Annotated in this window: 15 protein-coding genes; 5 read left to right on the forward strand and 10 right to left on the reverse strand. The window is 61.7% G+C overall.

Annotated elements, in window-relative coordinates:
• Nucleotides 1-83: 83 nt before the first annotated feature.
• From H0482_RS13585 to H0482_RS13595, 3 genes are all read right to left on the reverse strand, one after another.
• Complete coding sequence (locus tag H0482_RS13585) at nucleotides 84-1052, reverse strand: Bug family tripartite tricarboxylate transporter substrate binding protein (protein ID WP_193730612.1); 969 nt, start codon at nucleotides 1050-1052, stop codon at nucleotides 84-86.
• 119 nt (nucleotides 1053-1171) lie between these two features.
• Nucleotides 1172-1912 (reverse strand): carboxymuconolactone decarboxylase family protein, encoded by a 741-nt coding sequence (locus H0482_RS13590; RefSeq protein ID WP_193730613.1) that lies wholly within the window; start codon nucleotides 1910-1912, stop codon nucleotides 1172-1174.
• Nucleotides 1913-2004: 92 nt separating this feature from the next.
• Entirely contained in the window at nucleotides 2005-3501 is a 1497-nt protein-coding gene (locus tag H0482_RS13595; RefSeq protein WP_193730614.1) for a CoA-acylating methylmalonate-semialdehyde dehydrogenase, read from the reverse strand.
• A gap of 95 nt (nucleotides 3502-3596) precedes the next feature.
• On the opposite strand from H0482_RS13595, the gene H0482_RS13600 reads away from it, so the two are divergent.
• Nucleotides 3597-4472 carry a LysR family transcriptional regulator gene (locus H0482_RS13600; RefSeq protein WP_193730615.1) on the forward strand — a complete coding sequence of 292 codons (876 nt, stop codon included), beginning with the start codon at nucleotides 3597-3599 and terminating at the stop codon, nucleotides 4470-4472.
• 32 nt (nucleotides 4473-4504) lie between these two features.
• On the opposite strand, the gene H0482_RS13605 is transcribed toward H0482_RS13600, so the two are convergent.
• From H0482_RS13605 to H0482_RS13635, 7 genes are all read right to left on the reverse strand, one after another.
• Nucleotides 4505-5440, reverse strand: a complete 936-nt coding sequence (locus H0482_RS13605; protein ID WP_193730616.1) for an N-acetylglucosamine kinase — start codon at nucleotides 5438-5440, stop codon at nucleotides 4505-4507.
• Nucleotides 5437-6102 carry an N-acetylmannosamine-6-phosphate 2-epimerase gene (locus H0482_RS13610; RefSeq protein WP_193730617.1) on the reverse strand — a complete coding sequence of 222 codons (666 nt, stop codon included), beginning with the start codon at nucleotides 6100-6102 and terminating at the stop codon, nucleotides 5437-5439. The genes H0482_RS13605 and H0482_RS13610 overlap by 4 nt, the downstream gene beginning before the upstream one ends.
• Nucleotides 6099-6962: a carbohydrate ABC transporter permease gene (locus H0482_RS13615; protein ID WP_193730618.1), complete on the reverse strand. Its 864-nt coding sequence runs from the start codon at nucleotides 6960-6962 to the stop codon at nucleotides 6099-6101. Before H0482_RS13615 ends, H0482_RS13610 begins: the two co-directional genes overlap by 4 nt.
• Nucleotides 6959-7879, reverse strand: a complete 921-nt coding sequence (locus tag H0482_RS13620) for a carbohydrate ABC transporter permease (RefSeq protein ID WP_193730619.1) — start codon at nucleotides 7877-7879, stop codon at nucleotides 6959-6961. Before H0482_RS13620 ends, H0482_RS13615 begins: the two co-directional genes overlap by 4 nt.
• 72 nt (nucleotides 7880-7951) lie before the next feature.
• On the reverse strand, nucleotides 7952-9193 hold the full coding sequence (locus H0482_RS13625) for an extracellular solute-binding protein (protein ID WP_193730620.1): 1242 nt from the start codon (nucleotides 9191-9193) through the stop codon (nucleotides 7952-7954).
• A gap of 50 nt (nucleotides 9194-9243) precedes the next feature.
• Entirely contained in the window at nucleotides 9244-10308 is a 1065-nt protein-coding gene (locus tag H0482_RS13630) for an ABC transporter ATP-binding protein (RefSeq protein WP_193730621.1), read from the reverse strand.
• Between the two features lie 172 nt (nucleotides 10309-10480).
• Nucleotides 10481-11332, reverse strand: coding sequence for a MurR/RpiR family transcriptional regulator (locus H0482_RS13635; protein WP_193730622.1), 852 nt, complete (start codon nucleotides 11330-11332; stop codon nucleotides 10481-10483).
• A gap of 212 nt (nucleotides 11333-11544) precedes the next feature.
• Here H0482_RS13635 and murQ point away from each other — a divergent pair, with 212 nt between their 5' ends.
• From murQ to H0482_RS13655, 4 genes are read left to right on the forward strand one after another with little or no spacing between them, the layout of a single operon-like run.
• On the forward strand, nucleotides 11545-12480 hold the full coding sequence (gene murQ, locus H0482_RS13640) for an N-acetylmuramic acid 6-phosphate etherase (RefSeq protein WP_193730623.1): 936 nt from the start codon (nucleotides 11545-11547) through the stop codon (nucleotides 12478-12480).
• Nucleotides 12481-12489: 9 nt separating this feature from the next.
• A complete protein-coding gene (locus H0482_RS13645) occupies nucleotides 12490-12981 on the forward strand; it encodes a GNAT family N-acetyltransferase (protein WP_193730660.1) in 492 nt (163 codons plus the stop codon).
• 1 nt (nucleotide 12982) lies between these two features.
• Nucleotides 12983-14005, forward strand: a complete 1023-nt coding sequence (locus tag H0482_RS13650; RefSeq protein ID WP_193730661.1) for a glycoside hydrolase family 3 protein — start codon at nucleotides 12983-12985, stop codon at nucleotides 14003-14005.
• A gap of 32 nt (nucleotides 14006-14037) precedes the next feature.
• Nucleotides 14038-15705: an ABC transporter substrate-binding protein gene (locus H0482_RS13655; protein WP_193730624.1), complete on the forward strand. Its 1668-nt coding sequence runs from the start codon at nucleotides 14038-14040 to the stop codon at nucleotides 15703-15705.
• Nucleotides 15706-15740 lie beyond the last annotated feature (35 nt).

Raw genomic sequence — 15740 nt, forward strand, 5'->3', positions numbered from 1 at the left:
TATTCGCAATTTCTGGGGCATGATTTCCACCTTGGGCGACAGGGGGCGGCGAACCGCCCCCCGCCGGAGGGAGGAGAGGGAGACTAGTTGATCACCAGGCCGGTTGCGGCCAGGGCTTTCCAGGTCTCGATGTCGGCATCGAGAGTGGCATCAGCTTCCGCCGGCGTATTGCCGACCGGGTTCATACCCACGCCGAACAGGCGCTCCGCGATCGTGGCATCTGCGTCGGCAGTGGCGATGGCGGCGCTGAGCTTGTCCACGATGGCATCGGGTGTCGCGGCCGGCACGAAGGCGCCGATCCAGATCATTACTGCCGCATCGGGGTAACCGGCTTCGGCAATGGTGGGCACGTCCGGCAGATCCGGCCAACGCTCATCGGAGGTCACCGCCAGGGCCTTGAGCTTGCCCTCCTTGATCAGGGGGATCGAGGTGAGGGTATCGAATACGATCTGCACCTCATTGGCCATCAGACCCACCTGCGACGGCCCGCCGCCGGCATAGGGAATGTGCACCATCTCGATGCCGGTCGAGGCCTTGAAGCGTTCGCCGATGAGGTGACCCGACCCGCCAAGACCGGCTGAGCCGAAATTCAGCTGCCCGGGATTGGCCTTGGCATATTCAACCAGTTCCTCGACCGTATCTACCGGCAGGGAAGGATTGGCGACGAGAACGAACGGGCCGCCGGCGATGATCGAAACGGCGCGCAGATCGCCCGTGGTATCGTAGGGCAGATTGGCGTTGAAGGCCGCGTGGATGCCGATGGCGGATGTATGGACAAGCACGGTCTGTCCATCGGGGGCCGATTTGGCGACAAATTCTGTGCCGATAACGCCCGATGCGCCCGGCTTGTTTTCCACCACGAAGGGCTGGCCCAGTTGTTCGCTCAGCGACTGGCCGATCAGGCGCGCGCCCGCATCGGTGGACCCGCCGGGATTATAGGGCACGATAATGGTAACCGGGCGATCCGGGTAATTTTGCGCATCCTGCGCGAAGGCCGGCGCTGCCAGCAGAACGCCAAGCGTTGCAAGCGCGGCTGAGAAACGAATGGACATGAACTCCTCCTTGTTGGAACGCCCTGGGACATTCTGCTTTGACACTAAAGACAGCGGGCGACCCGGCTCAACGCGCAATCGGCGGCAAACATCTTTGCGTTTTTTGTAAAGATCCAAGGCTATTTTGAGGAGACGGCGGTCATCAGCGGCGGCACCGTGGTGGTGCAGGTGTGAATGGCGATGGCGCTGCTCAATTGCAGCACATCTGCGATCTCAGCCGGCGTCGCCCCATGTCTCAAGGCAAGGCCGATATGGCGTCGCACGCTTTCTGGCTGCGGCCCGGCCGGAGTAGCGCAGACAGCGATGCGCACGAATTCCTTGACCTTGGGGGGCAGCGGGCCATCCCGATAGGGTATTTCTGCATAACGCAGATATGCATCCACGAAATGGGGCGCATAAACGAACATGGCGTCGCCGCCTTCCGGCCAATAGCCGGCCAATTCCACAAAGCTATCCTTGCGTGCCTGCTGCTCGGAATTGAGGCTCACCGTCGCGTCCAGCCCCGCCTCTCCCATCCCGGCGAGCAGGGCCGGCATGCCGGCCTCAAGCGTCATATGAGCCGACAATGTGGTCAATTGAATGACTTCAAGCACTTCTGCCTTGGATGCGCCCTTGGCCAGCGCCATCTCGATATGACGAGCGGCGCCGGAGGCATAGAGATGGCTGACCGCTCCATCGACCGCGATATAGATGAACTCGCAGACCTTGGCCTCGAGATTCGCCGACACGAAGGGGGCATGCTGAAATGCGAGATAGGCATCCAGATAGTCGGGCGACAGTTCAAGCAGGCCCTGATGGAAGGGATGCCAATAGCCCCGCAGGCGCTCGATCCTCGATTTGATATCCTCGTCCTGATTCATTTCGCTCTCCTAATTGCGCATATGTTTTCAGGGTGGCAGGACCAGCCGTGCCACCCCGAGACGTGATCGGTGCCGATCCCTCTCTTGAGGGTTTATTTCATCGTCGGCATCTGAAACTCGGCGCCGTCCTTGATACCGCTGGGCCAGCGGGCCGTCACGGTCTTGGTGCGGGTCCAGAACTTGATGGAATCGGTGCCATGCTGGTTGAGGTCGCCAAAGGCGCTGGCCTTCCAGCCACCGAAACTGTGATAAGCGAGCGGCACCGGCACCGGCACATTGACGCCGACCATGCCGACATTGATGCGTGCGGCGAAGTCGCGGGCGGCATCACCGTCGCGGGTAAAGATCGCCGTGCCATTGCCATAGGCATTGTTCATGATCAGGCTCACTGCGTCCTCATAGGTACTGGCGCGCACGACGCTCAGCACCGGACCGAAGATTTCTTCCTTGTAAATGTCCATGTCTGCCGTCACCCGGTCGAAAAGGGTTGGGCCGACGAAATAGCCGTTCTCATAGCCCTGGAGTGCAAAGTCGCGGCCATCGACGACGAGCTCGGCCCCCTGCTCTTCGCCGCTGGAAATCAGCGACTTGATGCGGTCCTGGCTGGCCTTGGTGATGACGGGGCCCATTTCCGATGCAGGGTCGGTCGCCGGACCGACCTTGAGCGTCTCGACGCGCGGCTTGAGGGCGGCGACAATACGGTCAGCCGTACCCTCACCCACCGGCACCGCCACCGAAACGGCCATGCAACGTTCGCCAGCCGAGCCGTAGCCCGCGCCCATCAGGGCGTCGGCGGCCTTGTCCATGTCGGCATCAGGCATGATGATCATGTGGTTCTTGGCGCCACCAAAAGCCTGTACGCGCTTGCCGTTGGCAGCCGCGGCACCATAGACATAGCGCGCGATGGGCGTGGAGCCCACGAAGCTGATAGCTTCGATTTTTTCGTGCTCCAGAATGGCGTCCACCACCGGCTTGCCGCCATGGACCACGTTCAGAATACCCTTGGGCAGGCCCGCCTCAATGGCCAATTGCGCCAGCCGCACCGGCACGGAAGGATCGCGCTCAGACGGCTTGAGAATGAAGGCATTGCCGGCGGCAATGGCGGGAGAGAGCATCCAGAGCGGGATCATGGCCGGAAAATTGAACGGCGTGATGCCGGCGCCGATGCCGACCGGCTGGCGCATGGAATACATGTCGATCCCCGGCCCGGCGCCATCGGTAAATTCCCCCTTGAGCAAATGGGGCGCACCGGCGACGAATTCGGAGACTTCCAGGCCTCGGAGCAGGTCGCCCTTGGCATCCTCGACGGTCTTGCCGTGCTCGGCGCTGAGCAGTTCGGCCAGTTCCTGCATGTCGCGATTGATCAGGGCGACGAACTTGAAAAAGACACGCGCCCGGCGCTGTGGATTGGTCGCGGCCCATTTCGGCTGGGCTGCGGCGGCCGAGGCGACGGCGGCTTCGAGATCGGCCTGGCTGGCCAGCGCCACACGCGCCTGTACTTCCCCGGTTGCGGGGTTGAAAACGTCCTGGAATTCGGTCGAGCTACCGCTGGTTTCGACGCCGTCGATGAAGTGTCCGATAGTGCGCATGATAATCCTTCCTTGGCTGGAGGGAATAATCGACCTATACAAATCGCACATCAACGCGCGCAATCGCGCATCAGTTGTGCGAAATTTATAGTCAAATGAACTGGGACGATGTCCGTATTTTTCTCGCCGTGGCGCGCAATGGGCAAATCCTGGGGGCCTCCAAAGCCCTTGGGCTCAATCATGCGACAGTGGCGCGGCGATTGTCGGCGCTGGAACAGGCCATAGGTAGCCGGCTGTTCATGCGGCGCACCAACGGCACCGAACTGACCGCGCAGGGCGAGCAGTTCCTGATCCATGCCGAGGCCATGGAAAGCGCCGGGCTGGCGGCGGCGGAAGCGGTTGACGCCGATAGCGAGATCGAGGGCATCGTGCGCATCGGCGCCCCTGACGGTTTCGGCGTTGCCTTTCTCGCACCACGACTACATGAGCTGGTCGAACGCCACCCCCTCTTGCGGATCGAACTGGTGCCGGTCCCCCGGGCCTTCTCGCTGTCGCGACGCGAGGCCGATATCGCAGTGACGCTGGAGCGCCCTCGCGAAGGACGTCTGGTGGCGCGCAAACTCACCGATTATTCACTTGGGCTATATGCCTCACGCGCCTATCTCGACCGCCATGGCACGCCGGCTAGCCTTGACGACCTGCGCTCTCACCGTCTGGTGGGCTACGTCGAGGATCTGCTCTACACTGCCTCGCTCGATTATACGGCGGCATTCAGCACAGAATGGCGTTCGCAGATCGCCGTATCCTCGGCCATGGGACAGACCGAGGCGGTGCGCTGGGGCGCGGGCATCGGCATTCTTCACGCCTTCATGGCCGGCAGGGACGACAATCTTGTCCGCATCCTGCCCGAACATGCGCTCAAACGGTCCTATTGGACAGTGTTGCACGAGGATTTCAGGACCATGAAGCGCGTGACGGTGGTCTCCGATTTTCTCTCCGAAATCGTTGCGCGCGAACGTTTCGCATTTTAGCCGCCGTACCCTTCTTCCACCTTCTCCTATGATCAGGTCTTGGCGGCGCTTGTGCTGAGGAGACTATGCCAGGCCTGTCCCGGACGGAGACGAGCAGCGGCCAGTGCCGTGTCGATGGCCGGGCGGGTCACCTCGGCGCCGGGGAGGCACTCGATCAGGCTTTTTGCGATGATGGAATGCAATTGCAGCACACCGCCAATAGCGGCAACAGGCTCCGGCCCGGCGCGCTTCAGCAAGGCGAAAGCCAGCCCAGCCAATTCGGCCCCCGCCCCGCGCAAAATGTCCAGCGCCGCTGCGTCTCCTGCCTCGGCGGCCTGGGCTACGCCCAAAGCGAGCGCACCGATGCGGCCTCTATCTCCGGCATAGATATATTGGCGCACATCATGCCAGTCGCGCCCGCCGACCAGGGCGAACAGGTGCTCGGCCAGCAATTCCACCCCAGCAAAATCCCCCTGGCGATCAAGCACGCGATAGATGTGATCGAGCGCCCGCAGGGCGATCCAACTGCCCGAGCCAGCATCGTCGATAAGGATACCGCGCCCACCGACGCGGATGGTCTCGCCCGCTTTCGTCACATGAATACCGATCGAGCCGGTTCCCGCCGAAATCAAATGGCCCTGGCCGGGCTGGAAATGCGCCGCATAGGCGAGGACGATGTCGTCACTGACGAGCACCGTCTCCGGCACGATGCCCAGTGCGGTTCCGGCCATGTCGCTGATATCCGCTGCTGCCGCAGCGCCAAAACCGGTGAAGCCAGCGACCAGACTATTCGCAGCCAGCCCCGCCTCGGCAAGAGCCCTGGCCAATTGGTCCAGCATGCCGGCGAGACGGGCGCGTTCGGCCGGGTTGAACACATGGGCGGTGGCGCCGCCGACCTCGCCACGCGCCAGAATATTCCCGCCAGTCTCGCAGGCCACCCAGCGGCTGGCCGTGCCGCCCACATCCAATCCCAGATACACTGAAGTCACGAGGGCACGCCGTCCCGAACGAACATGCAGGTAATTTCACGCGGATTGGTAATCATGGTCCCCACGACAACCGCATGGGCACCCGCTTCGAAGGCGCGGCCCACCAATTGGGGAGAATTGTAGCGCCCTTCGGCCACCACGGGAATGGCAAGCCGGGAGGAGAGCATTTCGAGCAGTTCGATGTCAGGAGTTTCGGGCTTGGGAAGCGTTACCTCGGTATAGCCCGACAAGGTGGTGGCGACATAATCCGCCCCCCAATCGGCCGCCTTGAAACCTTCCTCGGCGGTGGAAATATCGGCAAAAACTTCGGCGCCCAATTCCTCGCGGATACGACGGATCAACAGGCGCGGATGCTCTCCGGCGCGCGGCCGTTCGGTGCAATCGAGCGCCACGATGCCTGCACCTGCCTCGACAATGGCCGCGGCGGCGGCAAAATCGGGAGTGATATAGACCGGATGGGTCTCGGAAAATATCTTGTTGATGCCGATGATCGGCAGGCCCGCCGCCAATACTGCGGCGACATCGGCGGGTCCGTTTGCGCGAATGGCCACCGCGCCGCCCTCGCTGGCCGCCAGCGCCATGGCGCCCATGAAGCGCGGGCCATGCAGGGGATTGTCCGCCCGCGCCTGGCAGGAGACGACGAGACCGCGCGGCAGCATCATTTCACCGCTCCAGAGGTCATGCCGGCAATGAATTGCCGCGAAAGCACAATATAGATGAGAATGATCGGCGCTGCCGAGAGGGTAAGGCCCGAGAACAGCACGCCCCAATCGGTGGTATATTCGCCCATGAAGGTGGTCAGCCCCTGCGGCAGCGTCTTGAGGTTGTCGTTCTGGATGAAAACGAGCGGAAAGAAGAAATCGTTCCAGATCGGCACCACGTTCTGGATGCCGGCAATGACCATGGCAGGGCGCACCAGCGGCAGCATGATCGACCACATGATCCGCGCTTCGCTGGCCCCGTCCATACGCGCCGCATCCTCCAGTTCACTCGGCAGTGTGCGGATAAATCCGGTCATGATGAACACGGTCGTGGGCAGGCCCATGGCCGTATAGACGAAGATCAGCGAAAGCTGATTGTTGAGAATGGAGAGATCCCGCATCAACATGAAGAGCGGGATGATGGCGAGCTTGAGCGGCAGGGTCAGCCCGGCGAGGAAAAACATGAGGATGAAATTGGCGCCGGTAAAGGCATAGCGGCCGATGGCATAGGCGGCCATGGTCCCCAGCGTCAGGATCAGCACCATCGAGGCACCGGTGACAACGAAGGAATTGAACAGGTAGCGCAGGAAATTGGTCTCGGTCCAGATTTTCAGGAAGTTGCCGATCTGGGTGAAATCGGGCAGGCCGAACGGCGACTGGAAAATCTGCGGCGTGGTCTTGAAGGCCGAGAACACCATGATGACGATGGGCGCCAGCATCAGAATGGAATTGGCGATCAGAATGACCTGTAACAGCCCGTCGCGGCCCAGGCGACCCAAGAGGCCTTTCTGTTCGTAATGGGCGGCATTGGCGATGCTCATAGCTGAATCTCCCGGGCCCGCAGCCGCACCGTGATCACCGAGGCGATAACCGCGACGAACACGAAGATGAGCACGGCGAGAGCACTGCCGAGACCGAAATCCTGCTGGCCGGACGACACGTTGCCGAAAGCGGTGCGGTAGAAATAAAGCCCCAGAACGTCGGTCGAGCCGAAGGGCGAGCCATCTAGCCCCCCCATGATATAGGGCAGTTCAAACCAGTTGAAGGCGCCGACAAACAGCAGGGTGAAGACGATCGTGGCGCTTGGCGCCACCAATGGCCAGACGATTTTCGTGATCTTGACCCATTCGCTTTCGGTTTCCATGCGCACGGCGTCAAGGATTTCGCCGGGAATGCGCTGCATGCCCGCGAGGAACACCAGGGTGGGAAAACCAACCATGTGCCAGGCCTGCGCGGCGATGATGCTCCAAAGCGCAGTATTGCCCTGGCCGAGCCAGGGTTGGGCCAACCAACCAAGACCCAGGCTCTTAAGGCCGACATTCACCATGCCGAACAGGGGATGGTAGAAGAGCTTGAACAGATAGGCGACGATGATGGTGGAAAGAACGACCGGTAGAAAGACGGCGATGCGGTGGAAACGCACGCCCGGCAGTTCGCGCCAGAGCGCATAGGCAAGGATGAATCCCAGCCCATTCTGCAACACCATGAGCGCGAAGAAGACAATGATATTGTTTTTGAAGGCGTTGAGCGTCCAGCTTCGATAGGGCTCGACGAACAAGACGGTATGGAAGTTTTCCAGCCCCACGAATGCGCCGCGCCGAAGGCCCTGCCAATCGAAGAAGGCATAGGCGAAGGCAGAAATGATCGGATAGACAATGAACAACGCAACGAAGGCCAGGGGCGGCACGATCAGCGCTGTGATCCAGAGGCCACGGCCGGTCATCCGAAATTGAGGCATTGAAGGGCGCGCTCCTGCGAGAGGTGCGGGGGTAGCGCTAAGGCCACCCCCGAGGGCGGAGGGAGGACCGCCTTACTTCTTGAACGGCTCGTACCAGGCGGAAAGGCCCGAGGTCAGAGCTTCGCCGATGGCTTCAGGTGTGGTTTCGCCAGCAAACAGCTTCTGCATTTCACCCTGGATCAACACCGAGCCCGAAGGTTCGCCATAACGGAAATGAGCGAGCATCAGGTAGGGGATCGAGGACTTGTTCAGGTCATTGACCTCGGCGAGCAGCGGGTTGTCGAAGGTGACGCCCGGAACCGTCGAGATGTTGGAAAGCGTATTGGCGAAGGCCTGGCCGAATTCATGGCTGGCCAGGTAATTGAGGAACTTGACCGAGGCTTCCTTGTTGGCACCGGCCGCATTGGCGGCATAGCCACCGTCGAAATAGAGGCCAACCAGCTTGGCGTCGTCCGCGGCCTTGCCGGGGGCGGCAAAGACGCCCAATTCGATATCCTTGTTCAGGCCCTTGAAGGTCGCCATTTCATAAGAGCCGCCGACGAACATGCCGGCCATGCCCGAGGCGAACAATTGCTGGGCCGAAGGATAGTCGAGGCCGATAAAGCCGTCGGGGAAATAATTGTCCGCCAGCTCGGCCACTGCGGCCAGCGCGCCGGTGAAGCGGGCATCGGTGAAGTCGGCGGTGCCGGCCATCAATTCATTGTAGAAATCGGTGCCCATGAGCGAGGAGCCGAGGCCGAAAGTGACGGTCTCGTTCTGCCAGGCCGTGGCAGTGCCATTGGCGAAGGGGATGACGCCGGCATCCTTGAGCTTCTGGCTGGCGGCGACCAATTCGTCCCAGGTCTGGGGCTCTTCAAGGCCGTTGGCGTCGAAAATCGCCTTGTTGTAGATCACCAATTGCGTCTGGCTGGCGAAGGGCACGGCATAGACCTTGCCATCGGCACGTACGCTTTCAGCAGCGAGCGCCGGCGCGGCAAAATCCGCCAAAGCCGGAACGTTGTCGGTGGACAGCGGCTCGAGATAGCCGGCCAAAGCGACATTTTCCAGGCCGCCATAGGCGCGAACCATCATCACGTCGGGGCCGGTGCCACCGGCCAGAGCGGTCGAGAGGATCGTGTTGTAGTTGGCCGCTTCAAACGTCTCGAACTTGACGTTGATGCCCGGATTGGCCGCTTCGAACGTGTCGATAAACTGTTCGTAAGCGGCGCGGTCTTCCTGACGCCAGCTCCAGAATGTCAAATCCTGGGCGAAAGCCGGGGCCGCGACGAGCACGGCGCTCAAAATGGCGCCGGTGCGGATCATTGTATTCTTCATCAGGTTTCCTTCCCTTGAAAACGTCTTGGCATGGACTGTGCCAGAGCCTGTCAGGGCTCCAGCCGCCGGCCATCCTCGGCGGAAAAATAATGCGCCGCGTCCGGCGCGAAACTCACGGTCACCGCCTCGTCCTGCGCAAAAAGCTCATTGGGGCCGGTGCGACCCGAAAGCAGGGTGCCATCGGCGAGGCGGACATAGACATAGGCGTTGTCGCCCAGATATTCCGTGTAGACGACGCTGGCGGAAAACCCCTCGTCCGCCGCGCCACGACTGAGGCGGACTGCGTCCGGCCGCAGGCCCAGCTTGAGCTTTTCCGCGGCGGGCGCAGCCTCGACACGGATCGCGCCGCCGCCAGCGACGCCGAGGCGATCGCCATTGCGCGTCACATCCAGCAGCGCCATGCGCGGCGAACCGATAAAGGTGGCGACGAAGATATTGGCTGGCGTCTCATAGAGCGCGCGGGGCGAGCCCACCTGCTCGATACGGCCATTGTTCATGACCACGATCTTGTCGGCCAGGGTCATGGCCTCGACCTGATCGTGGGTCACATAGATCATGGTGCCGCCGATCTCGCGGTGCAGCCGGGCAATCTCGAGACGAACGTCCGAACGCAAAGCCGCATCGAGATTGGACAGCGGCTCGTCGAGCAGGAACACATCCGGCTTGCGCACCAGCGCCCTGCCGATGGCGACGCGCTGGCGCTGCCCGCCGGACAATTCGCGCGGGCGGCGCTTGAGAAGGCTATCGAGGCGCAGCATCTGCGCCGCCTCGGCAATGCGCCTGTCAACCTCGGGCTTATCGAGGCCCATCAGGCGCGCGCCAAAAGCCATGTTTTCATAGACATCCATATGCGGGTAAAGCGCATAGGATTGAAACACCATGGCGATGCCACGACGCGACGGAGCCACGTCGTTCATGCGATGGCCATTGAGCACGAATTCGCCGTCGGTGATCGGATCAAGCCCGGCAATCAGGCGCAATAGGGTGGATTTTCCGCAGCCCGAGGGGCCGACGAAAACGACGAATTCGCGATCACCGATCTCGAGGTCGATGCCGTGCAACACTTCCGTGTCGCGAAAGCGCTTCTTGACGCCCCGAAGCGATAGCTGAGCCAATTGCTCTCTCCATCCCGTCCCGCCTCGCAGGAATCCTCCACGGCATTCTGAGCCGCATGTTCATGGAATACTAAATTCCAACAAAATTACATGTCAAGAATAATGTATTACACACCCCGCAAGTGGCAGCGTCCTCGGAAGAGGGCAATCCGGCGGGTCGGACCGTCAGCGATTACCGGGACTTAAGAACCGTGACGGCGCTTTCCGAATTGTGGATAAAGTCGTGCGCATCGGCCTGCTGGCGGATCATCAGGATGAAGAGCATGTCCATCAGCATCAATTGGGCGTCGCGCGAGGTGATGGCCGAGGAGCGCACACGCTCCTCGTCGGCCACCGTGAACAGGTGAATGTCAGCCAGGTCCAGGAGCGGATTGGGTTGCAGGCCGGTCATGGAGATCACCGTGGCGCCGCGCTGGCGCGCAACCTCGGCAATGCGCAGGGTTTCGACGCTCCTGCCCGAATGGGAGAGCGCCAGGAGCACATCGGAGCTGTTGAGCGCGGAGGCATTGGAAATCTGGATATGGCTGTCGCTATCGATCAGCGCCATACGGCCGAGCTTGAGCAGCTTGTAGGAAAAATCCTTGGCCACAAGCGAGGAGGCACCAACGCCGGCCAATTGAATTTTTCGGGCGTTTACCAGCGAATTCAGGGCCAAATCGATCGTCTGCTCGTTATTTGCGGCCAGGGTTTCGCGCATGGACAACAATTTGCTGCCAATGAGCTTTTGCAGGATGGCCACATAGGTATCGCTGGCATCGATGGTGCCATGAATGACCCCGCCCGGGGCATGGCCTTCCAGAGCCTTGGCCTTGTTCACCGCCAGCTTGAGCTGCTGATAGCCGGCATAACCCAGTTTCTGGCTGAACTTGACCACGCTTGATTGACTGCGGCCGGTGGCGGCGGCCAAAGCCGCCGACGACAGGGTCAGCATCTGTTCGGGATCATCGATTATGAACTGGGCGATCTGACGATCAGCAAGCGTCATGGTATCGAGCTTGGCGCTAAGGACTTTCAATATCGACATTTCAATTCCCGTGGCGCCGGCCATGATCCTTTGCATGAAGGACTAAAGCCGACCTCCCCCAAATTGCAACAAGGCTCTCTCCCGCACCAAGGCCCGGCTTGTCACCTTCGGCCCCTGGGGAAAGCGTTGAATATGGAATACAATATTCCTTGCCGCGTTGACACCAGGAATATTCACTTCTAGCATCGCTCCGGAACCTGAGCATAGGCACAATGGCAAAAACCACCCTCATGGCCGAGCTGGAACAGCTCGTTTCCGAAGCCCGCAACCCGGATACGATGCAGATCGACCTGATGTCGAGCGCTGAAATCCTGGCGGCGATGAACGCGGAAGATGCACGGGTTGCCGCCGCAGTGCGCGCCGTGCTGCCCAACATAGCGGCCGCAGTGGATCGCATCGTCGAGGCCTTCAAGGGCGGCGGGCGCCTCGTTTACATGGGCGCCGGCACCAGCGGCCGCCTGGGCGTGCTCGACGCCTCCGAATGCCCTCCCACTTTCGGCGTCCCCGAAGGCATGGTTGTCGGCCTCATCGCCGGCGGCGACCGGGCGCTGCGCCACCCCATCGAGGGCGCAGAGGATTCGCGCGACGAAGGCCGCCGCGACCTGGAAAAAATCAATCTCACAGCCAAGGACGTGGTGGTGGGTATCGCCGTCAGCGGGCGGACACCCTACGTGATCGGCGGCCTCGACTATGCCAGGAGCATCGGCGCGGTAACGGCGGCACTGTCCTGCAATCCCGATTCTGCCATTGCCCGCATGGCCGACATCGCCATTTCGCCGCTGGTCGGCCCCGAGGCCCTGACCGGCTCGACCCGGCTCAAATCCGGCACGGCTCAGAAACTGGTGCTCAACATGTTGACCACGGCCAGCATGATCCGCATCGGCAAGTCCTATGAAAACCTCATGGTCGACCTGTCGGTCAGCAATGAAAAGCTGGCTGCCCGCGCCACCCGTATTCTGGTGGAAGTCACCGGCCGCTCGGCCGAGGAGGCCGAAAAATTCCTCGCCGCCAGCCAGAACAACGTCAAGCTCGCCATCCTGATGGCGCTCACGGGCATGGACGCTGAAGAGGGCGAGGCAGCGCTACGCGAGGCCGATGGCTTCCTGCGCCGCGCCGCCGCGCAGCACCAGCCGCGCGCTGCAAGTTAGGCGGGCCTCATCATGGACCTGCTCGTCAATCTCTATAGCCGCCAGATGGACATTCTCAAGGCGCGCACCGAAGGAGTGGGGGCGAGCATCAGGGTGGCGCTGCCGCCCGAGCAGCACATCATCAAGGATTGGGTGCGCGCGCATTTCTCCGAGTATTGGGTCAGCGAAGTCAGCGCCGCCATGGCCCATCAGCCGCCCGGCTGCCTGATCGCCATTGTCGATGGCCAATTGGTGGGCTTTGCCTGCTACGACGCCACGGCGCGCGGCTTCTTCGGACCCACCGGGGTGACCGAAGACCAGCGCGGCAAGAATATTGGCCTCGCGCTATTCTATCACACGCTGGCCGCCATGAAGGCGCAGGGCTACGCCTATGCGGTGATCGGTTCGGCCGGGCCGGTGGATTTTTACGTCAATGCCGCCGGAGCAATGCCGATCCCCTCCGACAAGGAAGACATCTACCAAGACCTGCTGCGCCTGAAGCCGCGGCCGGAAGGAAACTGAGATCATGTCCACGCCCCTCGCTATTTTCGTCGGCATGCCAGGACATGAATTGTCGCCCTCGGAAATCGCCTTCTTCCGGGAAGCCAACCCGTTCGGCCTGTTCTTGTTCAAGCGCAATCTCGACAATCCCGACCAGATCAGGCACCTCGTCGCCCAGTTCAAGGGCGCGGTCGGCCGCGCCGACGCGCCGGTCTATATCGACCAGGAGGGTGGCCGCGTACAGCGTCTCGACAACGGCAATTGGCCGCTGTTCCGCTCGCTGGGCGAATTTGGCGCCCTGGCCCGCAAGGATCTCGAAACCGGAAAGTACGCCTTGCGTCTCTCCACTCTCGCCATGGGCACGATGCTGGGCGAGCTGGGCCTTGGCAGCGGCACGACGCCAGTGGTGGACCTTGCCCGTCCCGGCACCCACAACGTCATCGGCAATCGCTCCTTCGGCGATGACCCTGAACTGGTGACGACACTCGGCAGGGTGGTGGTGGAGGCCATGCTCGAAGTGGGCTCCATGCCCATTTTCAAGCATATCCCCGGCTATGGCCGCGTGAACGTCGATCCGCATTTTACCTGCCCGGTGGTCGATGCCAGCGTCGCGGACATGCAGCAGACCGATTTCCGGCCCTTCATCGCCCTGCGCGACGCGCCCTGGGCCATGGTCGCCCATCTTATCTTCACCCGGATCGATCCCGATCACCCCGCCTCGGTTTCGCCGCTTGTCTGCGAACTGATCCGCCGCGATCTCGGATTTGACGGGGTGCTGATCACCGACTGCCTCACCATGGAGGCGCTCACCGGAACCTGGCCCGAGCGCGTGAGCGCCGCGCTCGACGCCGGTTATGACATCGCCTTGCATAGCCAGGGCGATCTGGCCGCCAGCGAGGCGGCGGCCAAGGCGGCCCGCCCGCTGGGTGCCCAGAGCCTCGCGCGCATTGCCCGCGCCGAAAAACGGCTCGGGTCCACCCATGTCGACGTGCAGGCTCTGCATGCCGAGGTGGAGACGATTTTCAGGGAGAACGGCTTCGCCTGACGGCGGGCCCGCAAGCAAGGAGAGATATTGAAATGACCAGAATTTCATGGATTGCAGCCGCATCCGTGCTGGCCCTTATGGCGGCAGCGCCGGCCCAGGCCCAGGAGGCCAGCGGCAATGTGCTGACGCTGGCCGCCGAGCAGACCACGACCTTCGTGCGCAATTTCAACCCGTTCGGCCAGACCTCGGCGCGCTACACCACGCTCGACTTCATCTATGAGCCGCTCGTGGTGTTCAACCGCCTCAAGTCCAACACCCCGACCTTCCGCCTGGCGGAGAGCTACGAACTGGCGGACGATCTCAAATCGATCACCTTCGTGCTGCGCCCCGACCTCATGTGGTCGGACGGCGAAGCGCTGACGGCCGATGATGTCATCTTCACCTATGATTATCTCACCAAGTTCCCGGCCCTCGACTTCATCTCCGTCTCGGCGCTGCTGGATTCGGTGGAAAAGGTCGATGAACGCGCTGTCACCTTCCACCTCAAGGAAGCCAATTCGCTGATCGCCAACACCATTGTGGGCATGCCCATCGTCCCCGAGCATGTGTGGGCCGAGATCGAAGATCCGGTGACCTTCGCCAACGAGAACCCGGTTGGTTCGGGTCCGATGACCGAGATCACCCGCTTCACTCCGCAGGTCTACGAGCAATGCCGCAACCCCCATTACTGGGATGCGGACAATCTCAAGGTCGATTGCCTGCGCATGCCGCAACTGGCCGACAACCCGCAGGTGCTGGCAGCCCTGGCGGAAGGGACGCTGGACTGGGCGACCAGCTTCATTCCCGACATCGACAATACTTTTGTCGCCAAGGATCCCGAGCACCACAAATATTGGTTCACCCCGTCGAGCTTGGTCTCGTTCCAACTCAGCATGACCACACCGGACGAGAACAACCGCAAGGCGTTCAACGACGTCAATTTCCGCCGCGCGCTCTCCATGCTGATCGACCGGCAGACCATTGTGGACATTGCCGGCTACGGCTATCCGCTGATCAACGAGGATCCGGCCATGCTGGGCGAGCTCTACAAGAGCTTCGCCAATCCCGAGGTGGCAACGCAATTCGGCCAATATGGTCAGTTCGACTTCGACGCCGGCACTGCGCTCCTCGATGAGGCCGGCTATGTCGATGCCGATGGCGACGGTTTCCGCGACAATCCGGACGGCACGCCCATCGCCATCGACATCATGGTGCCCAATGGCTGGACCGACTGGATCGACGCGGTGCAGATTTCCATGGAAAGCCTCACTGAAGCCGGCCTCAACGTGAAGATGAGCACCCCGGAAGCGGCGGTCTGGACCTCCGGTCTGATCGCCGGTGAGTACTCGATGACCCTCAACGCCCTGGCGTCGGCGGCCGATCCGTACTTCCCCTATATCCGCTCGTTCAACCCGAACGATTTCGGCAAGTCGCGCTTTACCGCGCCGCATTGGGAAAATGCCGAGGTGATGGAGCTTCTGGGCCAGTACACCCAGATCAAGGATGCGGCGGAAGCCCGCGCTGTCATGGACCAAATCCAGATGATCGTGGCGGAAGCCATGCCGGTCATCCCGGTCTACAACAGCCCCTCCTTCTACCAGTACAATACCAGCCGCTTTACCGGGTGGGCCAATGCTGAAGACCCGAAATATTCTCCGGTCGTCTCCAACGCCAATCCGGCCCGCCTGCTGCAGCTGCTCGATCTCGACCCGACCGAATAAGGCTCGAGCAAAGCGTTCGGGGATGCGCCAACGGC

Origin of the sequence: Devosia faecipullorum (assembly GCF_015158295.1) — a bacterium.
Lineage (GTDB): Bacteria > Pseudomonadota > Alphaproteobacteria > Rhizobiales > Devosiaceae > Devosia > Devosia faecipullorum.